The organism is Microtetraspora malaysiensis, from assembly GCF_001528665.1.
GTDB lineage: Bacteria > Actinomycetota > Actinomycetes > Streptosporangiales > Streptosporangiaceae > Microtetraspora_A > Microtetraspora_A malaysiensis.
In genome coordinates, this window is the sequence record NZ_BBYJ01000006.1 from 72,516 (window position 1) to 90,483 (window position 17,968).

Sequence of the window (17,968 nt, forward strand, 5' to 3'; positions counted from 1 at the left end):
GGGAGATATTTCATGACGACGTTCCCCTCGATCCTGTTCGACGAGGCACACAGCGAGGCATGGACCATCCGGCGCGACGTCGCTGAGGCCATGAACCCGGCGCATCCTGACGACAACAGCTACGCCAGGGCGGCGGGAGCGCTGCGCGCGCTCGGCCACGCGGTCGCCGCCCACACCGAAGGACCGATCACGCCGTCATTGCTGAGCGCCCACGACGTCTTCGTCGTCGCGCACCCGTCGGCGGAGCTGTGGGAGCGGACCACCGGCCTGGGCAGCCCCGTCTTCCCGGTCGAGGAGCTGGACGCGATCGAGGCGTACGTCGCCGACGGCGGCGGGCTGATCGTGCTGGCCGAGTGCGAGCAGGAGAAGTACGGGAGCAACCTGACCGAGCTGCTGGCCCGCTTCGGCGTCGGCGTGGAGCACCTCACCGTCCAGGACCCGGCCAACTGCCACAACAAGGTCGCGACCTGGGTCCTCGGCGCTCCGCAGACCGCGGTCGTGCCCGGCGCCGCGGTCGCGGGCACGGACGCCGCCCCCGCGCAGGACCTGCTCGCCGGCGCCCGCCAGGCCTGCTTCTACCGCTCCGGCACGCTCGTCCCGCCGGACGGCGCGACCGTGCTCTTCGCGACCTCGGGCACCGCCGACCCCGCCCGCCGCCCCCTCGCCCTCGCCGTACGGCACGGCCGGGGCCGGATCGTCGTCCTCGCCGACTCCGACCTCTTCGGCGACGACTCGATCGGCGACTACGACCACGAGCGCCTCTGGGAGAACCTCGTCACCTGGGTCGCCCGCGACCCCGCCGACGCCGCCGGGGAGCGCGCCTCCCACGTGGCCGGCGCGCAGGACGCCCAGGAGGAGGAGTACGTCCGGGTGTTCGCCGGGCTCAAGGCGGCCGTCGAGGAACTGCGCGGCCTCCAGGCCAAGGACGGCTCCGTGACCGGCGACCGCGACCGCGCCGTCGCGCTCGTCGGCGACATCGTGGACCACGTCGTACGGCTCGCGCCGCGCTTCCCGCACGACCGCGCGTACCTGGACGCGGTCGTCGCCGACTTCCGCAAGTGGGTGGCCGACGGGCTCGGCGTGCCCGACTTCCTCGACTCCCTCGACGCCTTCCACCCCGACACCCAGCGGGTGGACGGGCTGGAGCACCTCGTCGTCTTCCCGATGTACACCCAGAACGGCAACCTGGACCGCAACATCGAGGCCGTCTGGATCCGCACCGTCTGGCCGGAGTGGCTGGCCGAGCTGGAGCGCGGCGGCTACGACAACCCGATGTTCGTCCCGATCGCGTTCGTGGACTTCACCTCGGGCTACGACACCAACTCGGCGGTGCTGTTCCCCGAGACCGTCGCCGTGCGGCGGACGCCGCCCGCGTTCACCTGGGGCGGCATCTTCTGCGACCGCGAGGCCGCCCGGTTCCGCGTCGTCAGCGGCGCCGCGGCCGCGACGCTGAAGCTGGCCCTGCCGCCGGACGCGGCCCGGCTGATCGCCTCCCAGCAGCTCGCCCAGGACACGTTCGTGATGTGGGACCTGATCCACGACCGGACGCACAGCCACGGCGACCTGCCGTTCGACCCCTTCATGATCAAGCAGCGGATGCCGTACTGGCTGTACGCCCTGGAGGAGCTGCGCTGCGACCTGACGGCGTTCGGCGAGGCGGTGAAGCTGGAGGAGGCCGGCGTTCCGCAGGCCAAGTACGTCCAGTACGCGATCCTGTTCGACCGGCTGTTCCGCTTCCCGATCACCGGTGACCGGGTGCGCAACTACGACGGGCTCGGCGGCCAGCTCCTCTTCGCGTACCTGCACCGGAACGACATCGTGCGCTGGACCGACAACCGGCTCACCGTCGACTGGGAGCGCATCGCCGACGGCATCGCCGACCTGCGCGGCGAGGTCGAGAAGCTCTACCGCGACGGCATCGACCGGGCCAAGCTCGCCCACTGGCTCGCCGCGCACCAGCTCGTGGCCGCCTACGTCGAGCCCCACCCGGCCTCGGTCTGGCACAAGGGCGCGGACGCGCTGCCGGTCGAGGGCTTCCCCAAGGCCGTCGTGGACGCCGTCCTGTCGGACGAGTTCCCCCTGAGCATGTTCTACGAGGCGCTGCGCCGTAAGCTCACCGATGTCGTCGAGTCCACTCGTGGGATCAGGGCGTGACCCCGTCCAGCCACACGAGCCGTACGCGAGAGAGTGAGTGATCGATGAGCAGAGTGATCCTTGTCGCCGGTGCGGCGGGACCCGCCGGGCAGGCCGTCGTCCGCCGGTTCGAGGAGCTCGGCGACACGGTGATCGGCGTCGACCGGACCGGAGCCGACGGCTGCCTCCCGGTCGACCTGCTCGACGAGCAGGCCGTACGCGACCTGGCCGAGCGGATCGGTGAGGAGCACGGCCGGGTGGACGGCATCGTCCACCTCGTCGGCGGCTGGCGCGGGTCCAAGACCTTCGCCGAGACCTCGCTCGCCGACTGGGACCTGCTGCACGACCTGCTGGTCCGCACGCTCCAGCACGTCTCGCTCGCGTTCGAGCCGCTGCTGCGGGCCAGCGAGGACGGCCGGTTCGTGATCGTCTCGGCCAAGGCGGCGCAGAAGCCCACCCAGGGCAACGCGGCGTACGCGACGGCGAAGGCCGCCGCGGAGGCGTGGACCCTCGCGTTCGCCGACGCCCTGAAGGGCACGGCGTCCGCGGCGACGATCCTGGTGGTGATGGCCCTGGTCAACGACGCGATGCGGGCGGCCAGCCCGGAGCGGCCGTTCAAGGGGTACACCGACGTCGCTACCCTGGCTCAGGCCGTCTCCGACCTGTGGGGCCGCCGCCCCGAGGAGGTCAACGGGCAGCGGATCGACCTCACGGCGAGCTGAACGGTGACCCGGGTGCCGGGCCGGGAGACCGGCCCGGGGCCCGGCTGGACTATCACGACGAGAAACATGGGGGAGCTTCCGTGACCACGGATGCCGTTCGGCGCCACGATCCCGAGATCAAGACGTTCGCGAGCGACAACTACGCGGGCGTGCATCCCGAGATCCTGGAGGCCGTCGCCCTCGCGAACGGAGGTCACCAGATCTCCTACGGCGACGACGTCTACACGGAGGCGATTCAGGAGATCTTCCGCGGGCACTTCGGTGAGCGGGCGGAGGCGTGGCCGGTCTTCAACGGCACGGCGGCCAACGTCATCTCGCTGCGCTCGATGTGCGCCCCCTGGGAGGCCGTGGTGTGCGCGGAGAGCGCGCACATCAACACCGACGAGGGCGGCGCGCCCGAGGTGACCGGCGGGCTCAAGCTGCTGACGGTGCCGACCCCGGACGGCAAGCTCACGCCGGAGCTGATCGACCGGCAGGCGTGGGGCTTCGGCGACGTGCACCGGGCGCAGCCGCGGGTCGTCTCCATCTCCAACGCCACCGAGCTGGGCACGCTCTACACGCCCGCCGAGATCAAGGCGATCTGCGACCACGCCCACGAGCTGGGCATGATCGTCCACCTGGACGGCTCCCGCATCACGAACGCGGCGGCCGCCCTGGACGTGCCGCTGCGCGCGCTCACCACCGACGCCGGGGTGGACGTGCTCTCGTTCGGCGGCACCAAGATCGGCTTGCTGCTGGGGGAGGCGGTGGTCGTCCTCAACCCCGCGGCCGTGCGCGGCCTGCCGTACCTCCGGAAGACCAGCATGCAGCTCGCCTCCAAGATGCGGTTCGTCTCGGTGCAGTTCGAGGCGCTCCTCGCGGGCGACCTGTGGCTGCGCAACGCCCGCCAGGCGAACACGATGGCGGCCCGGCTGGCGAGCGCCGTACGCGAGATCCCCGGCGTGGAGGTGCCGCGGCCGGTCGAGGCGAACGCGGTGTTCGCGATCCTGCCCGCCGACGCGGCGGACCGGCTGCGCAAGCGCTACCGCTTCTACAACTGGAACGAGCAGGTCGGCGGCGGCCGGGTCGAGGTCCGCTGGATGTGCGCCTTCGACACCACCGAGGCCGACGTGGACGCCTTCGCGGCCGCCCTCGCCGCCGAGATGCACGCCTGAGAGAGGCGTCCGACAGCTCCGGCCGGCGTACGCGGTGCCCGGCACGCCGGCCGGGCACCTGTCGTCCGGGAAGGGCGGCTCAGAGCTTGTGACCGGTCTCCTTCTCGAACGCGGTCAGCTGCTGCTCCAGCGCCTTCATCAGCTCGAAGACCTGAGCGGGAGGGATCCGGACCCGGCTGACGATCCGCGTCGGGACGCTCACGTACTGCGTGCCCGACTGAGGGTCGTCCGCCATGGCCGGGGGCCGGGTGATCACTGCGAAATCCAGGATGAACCCATCACGGGTGTGCCACACCGAGGCGAAATTGGCGTACTGCCCCGCCTCCACCTCAGGTGAGATGGTCACCTCAAGGCGGCTCTCCGGCTCGTCAATCAATGTTCGCCTCTCCTCCGGACACTTCCCCTCATGTTGCCCTGGCAGGCGCGTTTCCGCGCACTAGGACACGGTGCGAATGAGGGGGTGCGCACCGGAAGCCAGTTCACTGGGTGAGGATCGACGGGAGCGGCTGCCCACCGCGCGCCTGGAGGAAGCCCTTCATCAACGTGATCTCGGCGGTCTGGCCGTCGACGATGTGCTGGGCCAGCTCGCGGACCTCGACGCGGTCCGACAGTCGCACCGCGCCCCTGGCCATGTCCACGCCGCCCTCATGATGACGGATCATCAACTGGAGGAAGAGGATCTCGGCGTCCCGCCCCTTGGCGGCACGCAGCCGGTCCATCTCCTCGGGCGTGGCCATCCCCGGCATCACGCCCTGCGTCCCGGTGGCCGCGCCCGTGCTCGGGCCGCCGTGGCCGTGACCGGCCATCCACGCCATCGGCGGACGGTCGGACGCCTGGTCGAGGCCCCACTGCTGCAGCCAGCCCATGAAGATCCCGCGCTGGGTGGACTGCGTGGTGATGATGTCGTACGCCAAATTGCGGATCGGGCCGTCGGTGCTCGCGTCGCGCACCGCGAACGCCATCTCGACCGCCTGCGCGTGATGGACGGCCATGTCCCGGGCGAACCCGGCCTCGGGAGAGGTGTCGCCGGGCGTCCCCGGTCGCGCCACGACCAGCAGGAGGAACGCGGCCGCCGCGACCGCGAGGGCGATCAGGCCGACCAGGAGGGCGCCCCGCCGAGGAGGCGCCGCCACCTCGCCGATGGGCTCGGCGGCGGAGGGAACGGTCTCGGTGCTCATCGCCACCCAGGCTACTGGCCTCGTGGCCGGAAAGGGCCATCGTGCGAACGTCGTCTTTACGGACGAACCCACTATTCTCCATACGCAATGCGGGGAGTTTGGTGACCAGTCGCTGGAGGACCGATGAGCAAGGAAAAGGCGCAGGCGCGGCGCGAGCACCTCGCCCGCATGAGGGCGGAGCAGAAGCGTAAGGAGCGGCGCGCCGGGCTGCTCATGTGGGGCATCGGCGGCCTGGTCATCGTCGTGCTCGTCGGCCTCGTCGGGTTCTACGTGATCAACGACCGGTCGCAGAAGTCGCTGGACGGCGTGCAGACCTTCGCCTACAAGGGGTCGGAGCACACCTGGGACAAGGTCGCGTACAAGGAGGCGCCCCCGACGGGCGGCCCGCACAACTACTACTGGCAGAACTGCGGCATCTATGACCAGCCGATCCACAGCGAGCACGGCGTGCACTCGCTCGAACACGGGGCCGTGTGGATCACCTACCGCCCGAGCCTGCCCAAGGCCGACGTGGACAAGCTGAAGACTCTCGCGTCGAGCGACTTCATGCTGCTCAGCCCGTACGAGGGGCTGAAGGCCGACGTCATGGTCAGCTCGTGGAACCACCAGCTCGTCCTCAACGGCGCCGACGACCCCCGGCTCCCCGCGTACATCAAGAAGTACAAGCAGAACCCGACCTTCACCCCTGAGTTCGGCTCCGCCTGCGACCGGGGCGTCGGCACCACCGCGGGCCAGCAGCCGCTCCCGACCCCCGACCCCGAGCTCGACCCGCACGCCGAGGCGTCGGCGGTGCCCACGCCGCAGCCCTCCACCCAGTTCACGGTCGGGCCGGACGCCACGCCCAGCCCGGCCGCGTCCTGACCGGTTCCGTGCCGCGGCTTCCGCGTCAGGCGAGCGCCCGCTCCAGGGGCACCGCCTCCAGCCCGTGCGCCTCGGCCACGGGCCGGCTGGTCAGGTGCCCCTCGTGCGCGTTGAGCCCCCTGGCCAGCGCGGGGTCGGCGAGCAGGGCCTCCCGCCAGCCGAGATCGGCGATCGCCAGCGCGTACGGCACCGTCGCGTTGGTCAGGGCGAACGTCGAGGTGTGCGGCACCGCGCCCGGCATGTTCGCCACGCAGTAGAACACCGAGTCGTGCACCCGGTAGACCGGGTTCGCGTGCGTCGTCGGCCGCGAGTCCTCGAAGCAGCCGCCCTGGTCGATCGCGATGTCGACCAGGACGGAACCGGTCTGCATCCGCGCCACCAGGTCGTTGGTGATCAGCGTGGGCGCCTTGGCCCCCGGCAGCAGCACCGCGCCGATGACCAGGTCCGCGTCGAGCACCGCCCGCTCGATCTCGTACGCGTTGGACGCCACGGTCTGGCAGTGCCCCTGATAGATGATGTCGGCCTGGCGGAGCCGGTCGATGTTCACGTCCAGCAGCAGGACCTCGGCCTGCATCCCGACCGCGATCGCGGCGGCGTTCATGCCGGTGACGCCCGCGCCGATCACCACCACCTTGGCCGCGTAGACGCCCGAGGCGCCGCCCATCAGCACCCCGCGCCCGCCGCCCTGGCGCATCAGGTGGTACGCGCCGACCTGGGGCGCGAGCCGTCCGGCGACCTCCGACATCGGCGCCAGCAGCGGCAGCGCCCCGATCTCCGTCTGCACGGTCTCGTACGCGATGGCGGTGACGCCCGAGTTCAGGATCGCCCTGGTGCAGGGCTCCGACGCGGCCAGGTGCAGGTAGGTGAACAGCACCTGCCCCTTGCGCATCCAGTGGTACTCCTGGGGGACCGGCTCCTTGACCTTGAGGACGAGTTCGGAGCGGGCCCAGATCTCCTCGGCCGACTCCACGATCCGCGCGCCCGCCGCGGTGAAGTCGTCGTCCGTGATGGCCGACCCGACCCCGGCCCCCTTCTCGACGAGCACCTCGTGGCCGTGCAGTACCAGCTCGTGGGCGCCGGCGGGAGTGAGGGCGACGCGGTACTCCTGGCTCTTGATCTCGCGCGGGACTCCGACCTTCATCCCTTCACTCTCCTTTCGGGGGAGCGCGGACGGGAGGGCCCCAGATGCAACCAATTGCCTGTCATTCGTGACAAATTGTGATCAATGCCTGTCGAGGGGAAGTCACTGATCTTCCGATTACCTCGGCATGGCATAGCTCGATAGGCTCTGCGGCGATGTCAGGGATCGAGGTCGGGATGCAGAACACGCCGGTTCCAGGTGGCCAGGGATCCGATCGCGGGGCGGAAGGCTCCGGAGCCGCACCGGCGGCGGGCGCCCCCGGTCCGGCCGGGCTCCCAGGTTCAGCAGGTGGACCTGGCTCGGCAGGTACCCCAGGTTCGGCAGGTCCAGCAGGCGCGGCCGGTCCGGCGGCTTCCTCGTCCGGCGCGCCGGACTCTTCGGCTCCCGCGCCCGCGGACGCCGCGGCTGCGGCGGGCGCCTCCGGCGCCGGCTCCTCGGGCCCCGCGTCCGGTCCGGTCACGCCTCCGGGGCCGCCGCAGGCGACGCGCGGCACCACGATCGTCCTGGCGGTGGCGCTCGTCCTCGTCGTCGTCATGACCGGGGTGCTGGGCGCGGTCGCCGTGTTGATGACCCGCGATCCGGACTCTCCTCCGCTCTCCCGCGCGCCGCTCCGCACCCTGCGGACGTCCATTCACTTCGCGCCGGTCATCGGTGTGCGCGCCGCGCCCTGCACGGGAACCGACGCGGTGCCCGACGACGCCGGGACCACCTGCTATCAGCTCGATCCCGGGGTCACGGTCACCAGTGTCCAGAAGATCGAGCGGGTGGCCGAGCAGAACGGCACCTTCTCCGTCCGGGTCGTCCTGGCGCCCGCCACGCGGGAGCAGGTCGCCGACCTGACCCGGGAGACGGTGAAGCAGCAGCTCGCCATCGTCGTCGGGGACCAGGTCATCGCCGCGCCGCGGGTGGCGCAGGAGATCACCCAGGACAGCCTCAGCATCGCGGGCTTCACCGAGCCCAACGCCGACGCCCTGATCGCCCGCCTCCTCGGCAGCGGCGCGGGTGACGGCGGCACCGGCCCGACCGGCGGTGACACCACGGGTAATCCCGCCGGGACGACCGACACCACGGGCGGTACAGGCGGCACGACCGACACCACCACAGGCACCACGGGCGGCACGGGAGACACGACCGGCACCACCGGCGGGACCACCGGGGGCACGACCGACACGGACACGACGGGTGGTACGACGGGGACCACCGGCGGCACGACGGGTGGCGCGACCGGCACCACCGGGGGCGCGACGGGTACGGGTGCCACCGGCGGGGCCGTCACCACGCGGAGCGGCACCCAGCCGACCGAACCCGGCCGGTTCGCGACCTGCAAGGAGGCCCGGGAGGCCGGCTACGGGCCGTACACCCGGGGCGTCCACAAGGAATACGCCTGGTATGTCGACGTCAACCAGAACGGCGTCGCCTGCGACTCAGGCGACCTCTGACCCCGGGCCACGCCGCCTGACCACGACGGATCGTCCCCGGAGGTCACCGCTTCACGGGAGGAGCCCGTTCACGATGGCGCGCACGCCCTTGGCGTAGGTGTCGCGGGCGGTCAGCTCCTCCCAGCGCCCGGCCACCTCGCTCAGCCGGGGAAACTCCTCGGCGTCCAGCTCGGCGAACACCCGTTCCCGATGGGTGTCCCCACCCTCCTGGCGCCGCTTGCGCGCCGCCGCCCGGCCGCCGATCTCGCCCGCCGTGTAGTGCCAGATGATCCGGTACGCGTCCACGGCCTCCTCCAAAGTGAGCCCCGCGCGTACGGCGGCGTCGACGATCCGCTCCGGATACCACAGCGCCCCCACCGACATCAGGTCGTCGGCCCTGAGTACGTCCACGGCCCACGCGCACCCGGACACCGCCTCGCGCATCGCCGTGGCGGCGGCCACCATGCGCTCGCCCGGCTCCTCCGGCAGCTCGGGCCGCGGGATCCCGGCCGCGTAGTCGTCCAGTAGCAGCAGGAGCAGCTCCTCCTTGTCGCGCACGTGGTGATAGATCGCCATCGCCGTGCTGCCGACCTCCCTGGCCAGCCTGCGCATGGTGAGCCCGCCCACTCCCTCTTCCTCGATCACCCGGAGGGCGGCGGCCATGATCTCCGCCCGGGAGATCTTGGGCGGTCTTCCTGTACGCGTCGGCATCCTGCCATGTTACTTTCTATACGTGTATAAAAACTTATGGGTCGTAGCCGTGCTCGCGTTCGCGGTGGCCGTGGGGACCCTCCAGATGACCGTCGTCGTACCACTGCTGCCGGGCCTCGAACGGCAGCTCCACGCCTCGTCCACCACCGTTTCGTGGACGCTCACCGCCGGACTGCTGTCGGGCGCGGTCTCGATACCGCTGCTGGCCCGGCTCGGCGACATGTACGGGCGGCGCACGGTGTCGCTGGTCGCGATCGGACTGCTCATCACCGGTTCGGCGCTCAGCGCCGTGGCGGGCACGCTGCCTTTGCTCATCGTCGGCCGGGTGCTGCAGGGAGCGGCGGCGCCGCTGCTCCCACTGGCCATGGGGCTGGTCAGGCAGGTGGTGCCCGATCACCGGCTGCCAAGCGCGATCGGGGTGCTGAGCGCCACCATCGGCGTCGGGAGCGGCGGCGGCATGATCCTCGCCGGGCTCCTGGACGGGAACCACCGGACGGTGTTCTGGACGCTGGCCGGGCTGGCCGCGCTGAGCTTCGTCCTGGTGGCGGCCGTGGTCCGGGATGCGCCCGCGCGCGGGTCGGGACGGCCGGACCTGGCCGGGGCGGTGCTGGTCGCGGTGTGGCTCGGCTGCCTGCTGCTGGCGATCAGCAAGGGCGCGGCCTGGGGCTGGACCTCGCCGCTGACGCTGGGCCTGTTCGCCACGGCGGTGGTGGTGGCGGCGGTGTGGGTCGCGACCGCCCGCCGTACCGCGTCGCCGCTGATCGAGATCCCCATGCTGCTGCACCGGGCGACGGTGGGGGCGACCGTGGCGTCGTTCCTGCTGGGGTTCGCCCTGTTCGCGGCCATCACCACGGTGTCGGCGGTGGCCCAGGGCGCGCTCCGGGCCTCGGTGCTGCAGGTCGGGATCTACCTGCTGCCGACGACGGTGCTGATGCTTGTGGTGTCCGTGCTCGCAGGCTCCCTGATGCGCCGCTTCACCGCGTCCGCGCTCGTGGTGGCCGGTTCGGCCCTGGTGACGGCCGCCGCCCTGTGGCTGGCGGTGTCCAGCTCCTCGGGCGCGGACCTGTACGGGGCCGCGACGTTGCTGGGGCTGGGCGTCGGCCTCGGCTACGCGGCGCTCGGGACGATGGCCGTCGAGCACGTGGAGCCCGCCAAGACCGCGGCGGCCGGCGGTGTGAACGCGCTGGTCAGGCTGGTGGGCAGCAGCGTGGCGGGGGCGGTGGGCGCGGCGCTGCTGTCGAGCGGAGGCGCCGTGTGGACCTTCGGCGTCGCGGCCGGCGCGGCCCTGCTGGCAGCGCTCTTCGCCGCCGTCTATGGGAATCTCTCGCGAAAGGAACTGGCATGACGGACGAACAGCGCATCGTCGCCTGGGGCGACGAGCTGATCAAACTGCACGACGGCATTCGCCGGGCGCCGGGCGTGGCCCCCGATCAGCCGGTGTGGGCGAGGGCGATGTCTTCGGGGCGGATGGGGACGCGCGGCAGCGCGAGGCCCGTAGCCGCGCGGACGGCCGCCGCCACGGCGGGCGTGGAGGACAGCGTGGGCGGCTCCCCGGCGCCGCGCAGGCCGTAAGGGGCGTTGGGGTCCGGATTCTCCAGGATCGACAGCCGCATCGGCGGCATGTCGAGGATGGTCGGGATCAGATAGTCGGTGAACGAGGGGTTGAGCACCCTGCCGTCGCGCATCTGGATCTCCTCCAGGAGGGCGAGGCCGAGGCCCTGCGCCGAACCGCCGTGGATCTGCCCCTCCAGCGCGAGCGGGTTCAAGATCCGGCCGACGTCCTGGACGGCGGCGAGTTCGACGACCTTGACCAGCCCGAGCTCCACGTCCACGTCCACGACGGCCCGGTGGACGCACAGCGCGAGCTGGGTGTGCGAGTCGCCCTGGCCGGTCACCGGGTCCAGCGGGACCGTCGGCCGGTGGCGGTACTCCCGTGTCTCCTCCACCGGGCCGTACCGGTCGAGCAGCTCCCCGAGCGAGAGCCCGGGGTCGGCGGCGGCGAGCGCCTCCAGGCGTCGCCGCACGGCCTCGCACGCCGCCTTGACCGCCCCTCCTGTGACGTAGGACTGGCGGGAGGCGGAGGAGGATCCGGCCGACCCGACGGAGGTGTCCGCCGGGGCCACGGTGACCCGGTCGACTCCCAGCTCGGTGCGGGCGATCTGGGCCTGGACCGCGACGAGACCCTGCCCGACCTCGGCCGCCGCCGTGTGGACGAGCGCGTGCGGCTCGCCGCCGAGGAGCTCGACCCGGACCCGGGCCGTCGAGTAGTCGTCGAAGCCCTCGGAGAAGCAGATGTTCTTGATGCCGACGCCGTAGCCGACCCCGCGCCGCACGCCTTCGCCGCGCGTGGTCCGGCCGACGCCGCCCGGCAGCCGCCGGGGGTCGGGCTCCTCCCGCGTGCCGATCATCCCCCTCGCACGCGCCCCGCTCCCGCCCTGCCGGCGCGAACCGGACGGCGCGTACGCCGGGGGGCCGGGGAGGGGCATCGCGGCGAGCTCGCCGAGCATCGCGGCGAGCGGCGCCGGAGAGTCGATGACCTGCCCGGTCGCCAGCCGGGACCCCTGCGACACGGCGTTGCGCACGCGGATCTCGACCGGTGAGAGGCCGCACGCCGCCGCGAGCCGGTCCATCTGCGACTCGTACGCGTAGCACGCCTGGACGGCGCCGAACCCCCGCATCGCGCCGCACGGCGGGTTGTTGGTGTAGGCGGCGTAGGCGTCGATCCACACGTTCTCCACCTCGTACGGCCCGACGCCGAGCGAGGCGGCGTTGCCGACGACGGCGGGGGAGGAGGAGCAGTAGGCGCCGCCGTCGAGCACGATCTCGGCCTTCACGTAGACGAGCCGCCCGTCGGCGGTCGCCCCGTGCTCGTAGCGCATCCACGCCGGGTGCCGGTGGACGTGCCCGAAGAACGACTCCTCCCGGCCGTACACGATCTTCACGGGGCGGCCGGTGCGCAGCGCCAGCATCGAGGCGTGGATCTGCATCGACAGGTCCTCGCGGGCGCCGAAGGCGCCGCCGACGCCGGCCAGCGTGAGCCGTACCTTGTCCTCGGGCAGGGCGAGGCAGGGCGCGATCTGGTCCCGGTCCACGTGCAGCCACTGGGTGGCGACGTAGAGATCCACGCCTCCGTCGTCCGCCGGTACGGCGAGGCCGGCCTCGGGGCCGAGGAACGCCTGGTCCTGCATCCCGACCTCGTACTCGCCGGTGACGACGACCTCGGCCCCGGATCCGGCCGATCCGGCCCGTACCGGCTGGTGCCGTACGACGTTGCCGCCGGGGTGCACGAGGGGACAGGCGGGATCGAGGGCGGCGCGGCGGGCGTCGGTGACCGCCGCGCGGACCTCGTACTCGACGACGACGGCGGCGGCCGCCCTGCGGGCCGTCTCCGGATGGTCGGCCGCGACGATCGCCACCGGCTCGCCCTGGTAGCGGACCTGGTCCACGGCGAGCACCGGCTGGTCGGCGTGCTCCAGGCCGTAGAACTTCGCGCCGGGCACGTCCTCGTGCGTCAGCACGGCGAATACCCCCGGCAGGGCGAGGGCCGGGCCGACGTCGATCGAACGGATCCAGGCCGACGGGTGCGGGCTGCGCAGCGTCGCGCCCCACAACATCCCGTCGAGCCACAGGTCCGAGGCGTAGGCGAACGCGCCGGCCACCTTCAACGCGCCGTCGGGGCGCGGGGCGCTCGCGCCGACGCCCAGGCTGGTGCGGGTCTCGGTCTTCAACGGTCGCTCCCCACTTCCGCACGTCCGCGGGATGTCGAGTGGAGATCTCCCCAAATAATGCGATCTGCACGCTTCTACGGGATCCACTGGCCGGAGAGAAGCCGCGAACGGCGGAGCCGTGCGGAGGCGGGGTTCTCCGGCGACGAGACGGAGCTGAGTTATGTGCGTACGGGCCGCCGTCGACGACGGTGCCGGACGGCGTACGCGGGAAGTGCGGGAGCCGGTCGCTCGACCCGCTCGTGGGCTACCACCGGCGCCACCAGGGGGAGCTGCCGCGGACCTGCGGCATGTTCTCGGACCGTTCGTGGAACGCGTGCGATAAGTGGCCGTACGTCCACGTCAACACGGTGCGGTTCCGGATCCGCCGCATCGAGGAGCTCAGCGGATCTCTCCTCGATGGCGGACCGGGTGGATCTGTTACCTCGCGCTGCGGGCGGATGAGCCCGCCGGGGGGACAGATGGGCTCGAAGCGGATGGGGCCGGGGACAGATAACGACTCAGCAGCACCAGTCGCGGAGTGCCTGCCCGGGGGAAGACGTGGCGGCGTTCACGGCCGTAGCATTTGTCGCAAGAACCACACTGGTTGAGAAGAGAACAGCCAAGGCAGAGACGATGAGTCGGCGGCGCATGATCAGCTCCTGTCGGAAAATCGTCTGATTTACACCATTCTTGCAGGGGGAGCCCGTGACGAGTCAAGATCTAGTAGGCCAGCGCATCAAGATGATTCGCCGTCAACGTGGTCTTTCCCAAGCTCAGCTCGCACATCCGGAGCTTTCGGACAGCTATGTCTCGCTGATCGAGAGTGGAAAGCGGACGCCCACTCCGGCAGTTTTGGAACTGCTCGCTCAGAAGCTCGATTGTTCGCTCACTTATCTGATCAATGGAGTGACCGCCGAGCAGATGGAGGAGCTGGAGCTCGGTCTGCGCTTCGCCCGGCTCGCCCTGGACAACGGCGAGGTCGAGGAGGCCCGGCGCCGCTTCGGCGAGCTGCTGGCGGACCGGAGCCTGATCGGGCTCTCCCAGCTCCACCAGGACGCCGAGTTCGGCTACGCGCTCGCCGCCGAGGCGTGCGGCCACCGCGGCGAGGCCATCGCGATCCTCAACCGCCTGCTCGACACCGAGGCCGGGATCATGCCCGAGGACCGTCGGGTGGCGATCGCCGTCGCGCTGTGCCGGTGCTACCGCGAGAAGGGCGACCTCGGACCCGCCGTCGAGGTGGGCGAGACGATGCTCAAGGACATGAACCGGACCACCTGGACCGACGACCTGATCGAGCTCGCCGCGACCCTGCTCGCCGCGTACGGCGTGCGCGGCGACCTGCTGCGCGCCACCCAGTTCGCGAACGAGCTGCTCGCCGCCGCCGACCTGCTCGGCACGCCGCGCGCGACCGTCGCCGCGAACTGGAACGCCGCCAGGATCGCCGAGCTGACCGGCCGGGGCGAGGAGTCGATCGCGCTGGCCGAGCGTGCCCTGGCCGTACAGAGCGAGAACGGCGACTCGCGCAACCTCGCCCGGCTCCGCCTCGCGTACGCGATCCTGCTGCTCCGGGTCCGCCCGGACGACCTGGAGACGGCCCGCGACCTGCTGGCGCGCACCCACCGGGAGCTCGGCGAGTCGGCGGCGAGCAGGGCCGACATCGCCCGCTGCTCGGTCTTCCTGGCCCGCACCGAGCTGGCCCTGGGCCGCCCGGAGGAGGCCGCCGAGCACGCCCTCGCCGCCAAGGACCTGATGGAGGAGCCGCACGGCGAGCTGCGCTCCGAGGCGCACCTCGTGCTCGGCCAGGCGTACGAGCAGCTCGGCAGGCGCGAGGAGGCGGCGGCCGAGCTGGCCGCGGCCGGCGAGTGGCTGGAGCGCTCCCCCAAGATCAGGATTGCCGCGCAGGGCTGGATGGAGGCCGCCGAGGCGTTCCAGCGCATCGAGGACGGCTCCGCGAGCACCGCCGCCTACCAGCGCGCGCTCGCCTGCGTCGGCCTGTAGCCCCGCGCCAGAGCGCGCCGAGCGCCCGCCTCCTTCCGGGGGCGGGCGGCGGCGCGGAACCGCCCCCGGTGCGCCGGACGTGTGGGGCCGCCGAGCCCCCTGCGGCGGCCGTCACATGGAGTTACCGAAGTGTCCCGGCCCGGTGCCTCACGCGGGGTAAGGACCGGGCACATGCGTCGGTAGCCTTGTTGCTGCCATGAGAAAATCCCCGCTTGCGGCCGTCGTCGCCTTCGTTGTGACCCTCCTGCTCGGCACGGCTCTCGCCATGCCCGCGCTGGCCCACACCTCGCTCCGGAGCAGCGACCCGAAGGAGAACTCCCGGGTCGACGCACTCACGAAGGTGAACCTGACCTTCTCGGAATCGGTCCGCTACCCGGTCGTGCTGGTACGCGGCCCGGACGGCCGGCAGTACGAGTCGGGCACCCCGGCCGTCCACGGCTCGGAGGTGACCCAGGCCGTGTCCGGCTCCCTGCCCGCCGGAAAGTACAGCGTCGCCTGGCGGGTCGTCTCCAGTGACGGTCACCCGATCGAGGGAGAGATCCCGTTCACGGTGACCGGCTCCGCCGCGGCCGGCCAGGACGGAACCGAAGCCGCCGCCGTGGCGCCTTCCACCCCGGCCGCCTCCGATGGCACGCCGGCCCCCGAGCAGAGCGCCGCGCCGGCCGCGGCGACGGCGGCGGCGGACGATCAGGCCGAAGCGGACGCGGGCAAGGGCGGCGTCCCGGCCTGGGTGTGGATCGTGGTCTTCGGCATCGGGGGCGTCGGCATCGGGATGGCCATCAGCATGCGGAAGAAGCCATGAGCCGCGCCGCGCGTCTGGGCATCGCCGCCGTCTGCGCGGCGGTCGTCGCGCTGGTGATCGCGATGGTGGCCGGAGGCGCGGCCAGCCCGCGCATCATCCCCGGGCTGCCCGACGAGGGCGCGTTCACCCGGTGGATGCTCCCGCTGTCCAAGCTCGCCATGGACGGCGCGGGCCTCGTCACGATCGGCCTGCTCGTGATGAGCGTCGCGTTCCTCCCGAGCGACAAGGGAGTGCTCGGCAAGCCCGCCCAGGAATACGTCAAGGCCGCTTCCTGGTCGGCGCTGGTCTGGGCGGCCGCGGCCGCGGCCGCCCTCGTCTTCAACCTGTCCGACGCGCTCGGCATGCCGGTCGCGGACGTCCTCGGCGGCAACGAGCTGACCAGCTACGCCAGCCAGGTCCCGCAGGGCATCTCGCTCACGCTGGTCGTGCTCTTCGCGGTCGCCGTCGCGTTGTTCGCGCGCGGCGCGATCACCGTCGGCGCGGCGGCGGGGCTGCTGCTCTTCGCGGTGGCGACGCTGCTGCCGCCGGCGCTGACCGGCCACTCGTCCTCCTCGCCCAACCACAGCCTCGCCACCACCTCGGTCGCCTTTCACGTGATCTTCCTGGCGCTGTGGGTGGGCGGCCTCGGCGTGCTGTGCGTGCACGCCTACCGCGGCGGCGACCGGCTCGACGTCGCCGCCGCGCGCTTCTCCCGGATGGCCCTCTGGTGCTTCGCCGGCGTCGGGCTGTCCGGCGTCGCGAGCGTCCTCGCCCGGCTCGCGTCGGTCGAGGAGCTGTTCACCACGTCGTACGGCCTGCTGATCGTGGCCAAGACGGTGGCGTTCGCCGGGCTCGGCGTGATCGGCTGGTGGCACCGCGGCCGCACGGTGCCCGCGCTGGCCGCCGGGAAGCCCGGGGCGTTCCTGCGCCTCGCCCTCGGCGAGATCCTGCTCATGGCCGCGACGATCGGCCTGGCCGTCGCCCTCGCGCGCACCGCCCCGCCGGTGATCAAGGGGCCGATCGACCGCGCCTACGAGCTGCTCGGCTACCTCGTGCCGCCGCCGATCTCGGTGGGCAACCTGGTGACGCTGTGGTGGTTCGACCTGTTCTTCGCGATCGTCGCCGCCGCCCTCGCCGGCCTCTACGCGGCCGGTCTGGTACGGCTGGCCCGCCGGGGCGACGCCTGGTCGCACGGCCGGACCGCCGCCTGGTTCCTCGGCGTCATCGTCCTCGTCATCGCCACCCAGAGCGGCGTCGCCAAGTACGCGCCGGTGCTGTTCAGCGTCCACATGTCCGAGCACATGGTGCTCGCCATGCTGGTGCCGATCCTGCTCGTGCTCGGCGCGCCCATCACCCTCGCGCTGCGTGCGCTCAAGCCCGCCGTACGACGCGGCGACCGGGGCCCCCGCGAGTGGCTGACCGTGCTCCTGCACAGCCGCTACGCCAGGTTCATCGCGCACCCCGCGATCGCGACCGCGATCTTCATCGTGTCGACGTACGCGCTGTACTTCACCCCGCTGTTCGCGGCGGCGATGGAGGAGCACCTCGGGCACATCGCGATGACGGTCCACTTCCTGGTGAGCGGCTGCCTGTTCTTCTGGGTGATCATCGGGGTGGACCCGGGGCCGCACCGGCTGCCCCACGTCGGCCGGTTGCTGCTGCTGTTCATCACCATGCCGTTCCACGCGTTCTTCGGCATCGCGCTGATGAGCATGACCACGATCCTCGCCCCCGAGTGGTACGGCCAGCTCGGCCGCACCTGGGGCGCGTCGTCGGTGTCAGACCAGCAGACCGGAGGGGCGATCGCCTGGGGGTTCGGCGAGATCCCGACCCTGATCGTGGTCCTCGCGCTGGCGCTGCAGTGGTGGCGGGCCGACGACCGGCAGGCCCGCCGCGCCGACCGCCGGGCCGAGCAGCGGGCCGCGAAGGTGGGCGGCACCGGCGACGCCGAAATGGACGCCTACAACGACTACCTCGCCAAGCTGAACAAGCGCGACACCGCCCAGTGAGCGGCTCCGGACCCGCTCGCCGAAGAGACGCGAGCGGTCCGGCCGCTCGGCGTGGACGGCGTTCCGCTCGTCGTGCCGTACCGGCTGTTCACCGGAAAGGGCCGCCGGGACGGGCGGAGCGGAGTCGCGCGATGACCCGCCCGGCGACGCCGCCC

Annotated in this window: 14 protein-coding genes; 9 read left to right on the forward strand and 5 right to left on the reverse strand. The window is 72.0% G+C overall.

Annotation, left to right across the window (positions count from 1 at the left end):
• Window positions 1-12: 12 nt before the first annotated feature.
• The 3 genes from AWQ71_RS05770 to AWQ71_RS05780 all read left to right on the forward strand — a co-directional run bounded on the left by AWQ71_RS05770 (window position 13) and on the right by AWQ71_RS05780 (window position 4,009).
• Window positions 13-2,154, forward strand: coding sequence for a DUF6421 family protein (locus AWQ71_RS05770; RefSeq protein WP_067127867.1), 2,142 nt, complete (start codon window positions 13-15; stop codon window positions 2,152-2,154).
• Window positions 2,155-2,198: 44 nt separating this feature from the next.
• Complete coding sequence (locus AWQ71_RS05775; RefSeq protein ID WP_174550679.1) at window positions 2,199-2,855, forward strand: SDR family NAD(P)-dependent oxidoreductase; 657 nt, start codon at window positions 2,199-2,201, stop codon at window positions 2,853-2,855.
• Window positions 2,856-2,935: 80 nt separating this feature from the next.
• The gene (locus AWQ71_RS05780; RefSeq protein WP_067127873.1) at window positions 2,936-4,009 is read left to right on the forward strand and encodes a threonine aldolase family protein; all 1,074 of its coding nucleotides are present in this window, start codon (window positions 2,936-2,938) and stop codon (window positions 4,007-4,009) included.
• 79 nt (window positions 4,010-4,088) lie between these two features.
• Here the strand turns inward: AWQ71_RS05780 and AWQ71_RS05785 are convergent, their stop codons facing one another.
• Both AWQ71_RS05785 and AWQ71_RS05790 read right to left on the reverse strand, forming a co-directional pair.
• Window positions 4,089-4,385: a DUF3467 domain-containing protein gene (locus AWQ71_RS05785; RefSeq protein ID WP_067127876.1), complete on the reverse strand. Its 297-nt coding sequence runs from the start codon at window positions 4,383-4,385 to the stop codon at window positions 4,089-4,091.
• Between the two features lie 103 nt (window positions 4,386-4,488).
• Window positions 4,489-5,187: a DUF305 domain-containing protein gene (locus tag AWQ71_RS05790; protein ID WP_084258675.1), complete on the reverse strand. Its 699-nt coding sequence runs from the start codon at window positions 5,185-5,187 to the stop codon at window positions 4,489-4,491.
• 123 nt (window positions 5,188-5,310) lie between these two features.
• On the opposite strand from AWQ71_RS05790, the gene AWQ71_RS05795 reads away from it, so the two are divergent.
• On the forward strand, window positions 5,311-6,048 hold the full coding sequence (locus AWQ71_RS05795) for a thioredoxin-like domain-containing protein (RefSeq protein WP_067127879.1): 738 nt from the start codon (window positions 5,311-5,313) through the stop codon (window positions 6,046-6,048).
• Window positions 6,049-6,073: 25 nt separating this feature from the next.
• Here AWQ71_RS05795 and ald read toward each other — a convergent pair whose 3' ends face one another.
• Window positions 6,074-7,189, reverse strand: coding sequence for an alanine dehydrogenase (ald, locus tag AWQ71_RS05800; RefSeq protein ID WP_067127882.1), 1,116 nt, complete (start codon window positions 7,187-7,189; stop codon window positions 6,074-6,076).
• A gap of 509 nt (window positions 7,190-7,698) precedes the next feature.
• Here ald and AWQ71_RS44290 point away from each other — a divergent pair.
• Entirely contained in the window at window positions 7,699-8,628 is a 930-nt protein-coding gene (locus AWQ71_RS44290) for a SecDF P1 head subdomain-containing protein (protein ID WP_067127885.1), read from the forward strand.
• A 51-nt stretch (window positions 8,629-8,679) separates the two neighbouring features.
• Here AWQ71_RS44290 and AWQ71_RS05810 read toward each other — a convergent pair whose 3' ends face one another.
• Window positions 8,680-9,318 carry a TetR/AcrR family transcriptional regulator gene (locus tag AWQ71_RS05810; protein WP_067127888.1) on the reverse strand — a complete coding sequence of 213 codons (639 nt, stop codon included), beginning with the start codon at window positions 9,316-9,318 and terminating at the stop codon, window positions 8,680-8,682.
• A 22-nt stretch (window positions 9,319-9,340) separates the two neighbouring features.
• Between AWQ71_RS05810 and AWQ71_RS05815 the strand changes: the two genes are divergently transcribed.
• Window positions 9,341-10,663 (forward strand): MFS transporter, encoded by a 1,323-nt coding sequence (locus tag AWQ71_RS05815; protein ID WP_067127891.1) that lies wholly within the window; start codon window positions 9,341-9,343, stop codon window positions 10,661-10,663.
• An 85-nt stretch (window positions 10,664-10,748) separates the two neighbouring features.
• Here the strand turns inward: AWQ71_RS05815 and AWQ71_RS05820 are convergent, their stop codons facing one another.
• The gene (locus tag AWQ71_RS05820) at window positions 10,749-13,046 is read right to left on the reverse strand and encodes a molybdopterin cofactor-binding domain-containing protein (protein WP_084258611.1); all 2,298 of its coding nucleotides are present in this window, start codon (window positions 13,044-13,046) and stop codon (window positions 10,749-10,751) included.
• Between the two features lie 684 nt (window positions 13,047-13,730).
• Here AWQ71_RS05820 and AWQ71_RS05825 point away from each other — a divergent pair.
• From AWQ71_RS05825 to AWQ71_RS05835, 3 genes are all read left to right on the forward strand, one after another.
• Window positions 13,731-15,023 (forward strand): helix-turn-helix domain-containing protein, encoded by a 1,293-nt coding sequence (locus AWQ71_RS05825; RefSeq protein ID WP_084258612.1) that lies wholly within the window; start codon window positions 13,731-13,733, stop codon window positions 15,021-15,023.
• A 196-nt stretch (window positions 15,024-15,219) separates the two neighbouring features.
• Window positions 15,220-15,825, forward strand: coding sequence for a copper resistance CopC family protein (locus AWQ71_RS05830; RefSeq protein WP_084258613.1), 606 nt, complete (start codon window positions 15,220-15,222; stop codon window positions 15,823-15,825).
• On the forward strand, window positions 15,822-17,813 hold the full coding sequence (locus AWQ71_RS05835) for a bifunctional copper resistance protein CopD/cytochrome c oxidase assembly protein (RefSeq protein WP_067127900.1): 1,992 nt from the start codon (window positions 15,822-15,824) through the stop codon (window positions 17,811-17,813). Before AWQ71_RS05830 ends, AWQ71_RS05835 begins: the two co-directional genes overlap by 4 nt.
• Window positions 17,814-17,968: the final 155 nt, after the last annotated feature.

Coding starts and splice junctions, on each gene's coding strand:
- AWQ71_RS05790 (WP_084258675.1), bottom strand. CDS start 5,187: ATGAGCACCGAGACCGTTCCCTCCGCCGCCGAGCCCATCGGCGAGGTG.
- AWQ71_RS05795 (WP_067127879.1), top strand. CDS start 5,311: ATGAGCAAGGAAAAGGCGCAGGCGCGGCGCGAGCACCTCGCCCGCATG.
- AWQ71_RS05830 (WP_084258613.1), top strand. CDS start 15,220: ATGAGAAAATCCCCGCTTGCGGCCGTCGTCGCCTTCGTTGTGACCCTC.
- AWQ71_RS05810 (WP_067127888.1), bottom strand. CDS start 9,318: ATGCCGACGCGTACAGGAAGACCGCCCAAGATCTCCCGGGCGGAGATC.
- ald (WP_067127882.1), bottom strand. CDS start 7,189: ATGAAGGTCGGAGTCCCGCGCGAGATCAAGAGCCAGGAGTACCGCGTC.
- AWQ71_RS05770 (WP_067127867.1), top strand. CDS start 13: ATGACGACGTTCCCCTCGATCCTGTTCGACGAGGCACACAGCGAGGCA.
- AWQ71_RS05775 (WP_174550679.1), top strand. CDS start 2,199: ATGAGCAGAGTGATCCTTGTCGCCGGTGCGGCGGGACCCGCCGGGCAG.
- AWQ71_RS05835 (WP_067127900.1), top strand. CDS start 15,822: ATGAGCCGCGCCGCGCGTCTGGGCATCGCCGCCGTCTGCGCGGCGGTC.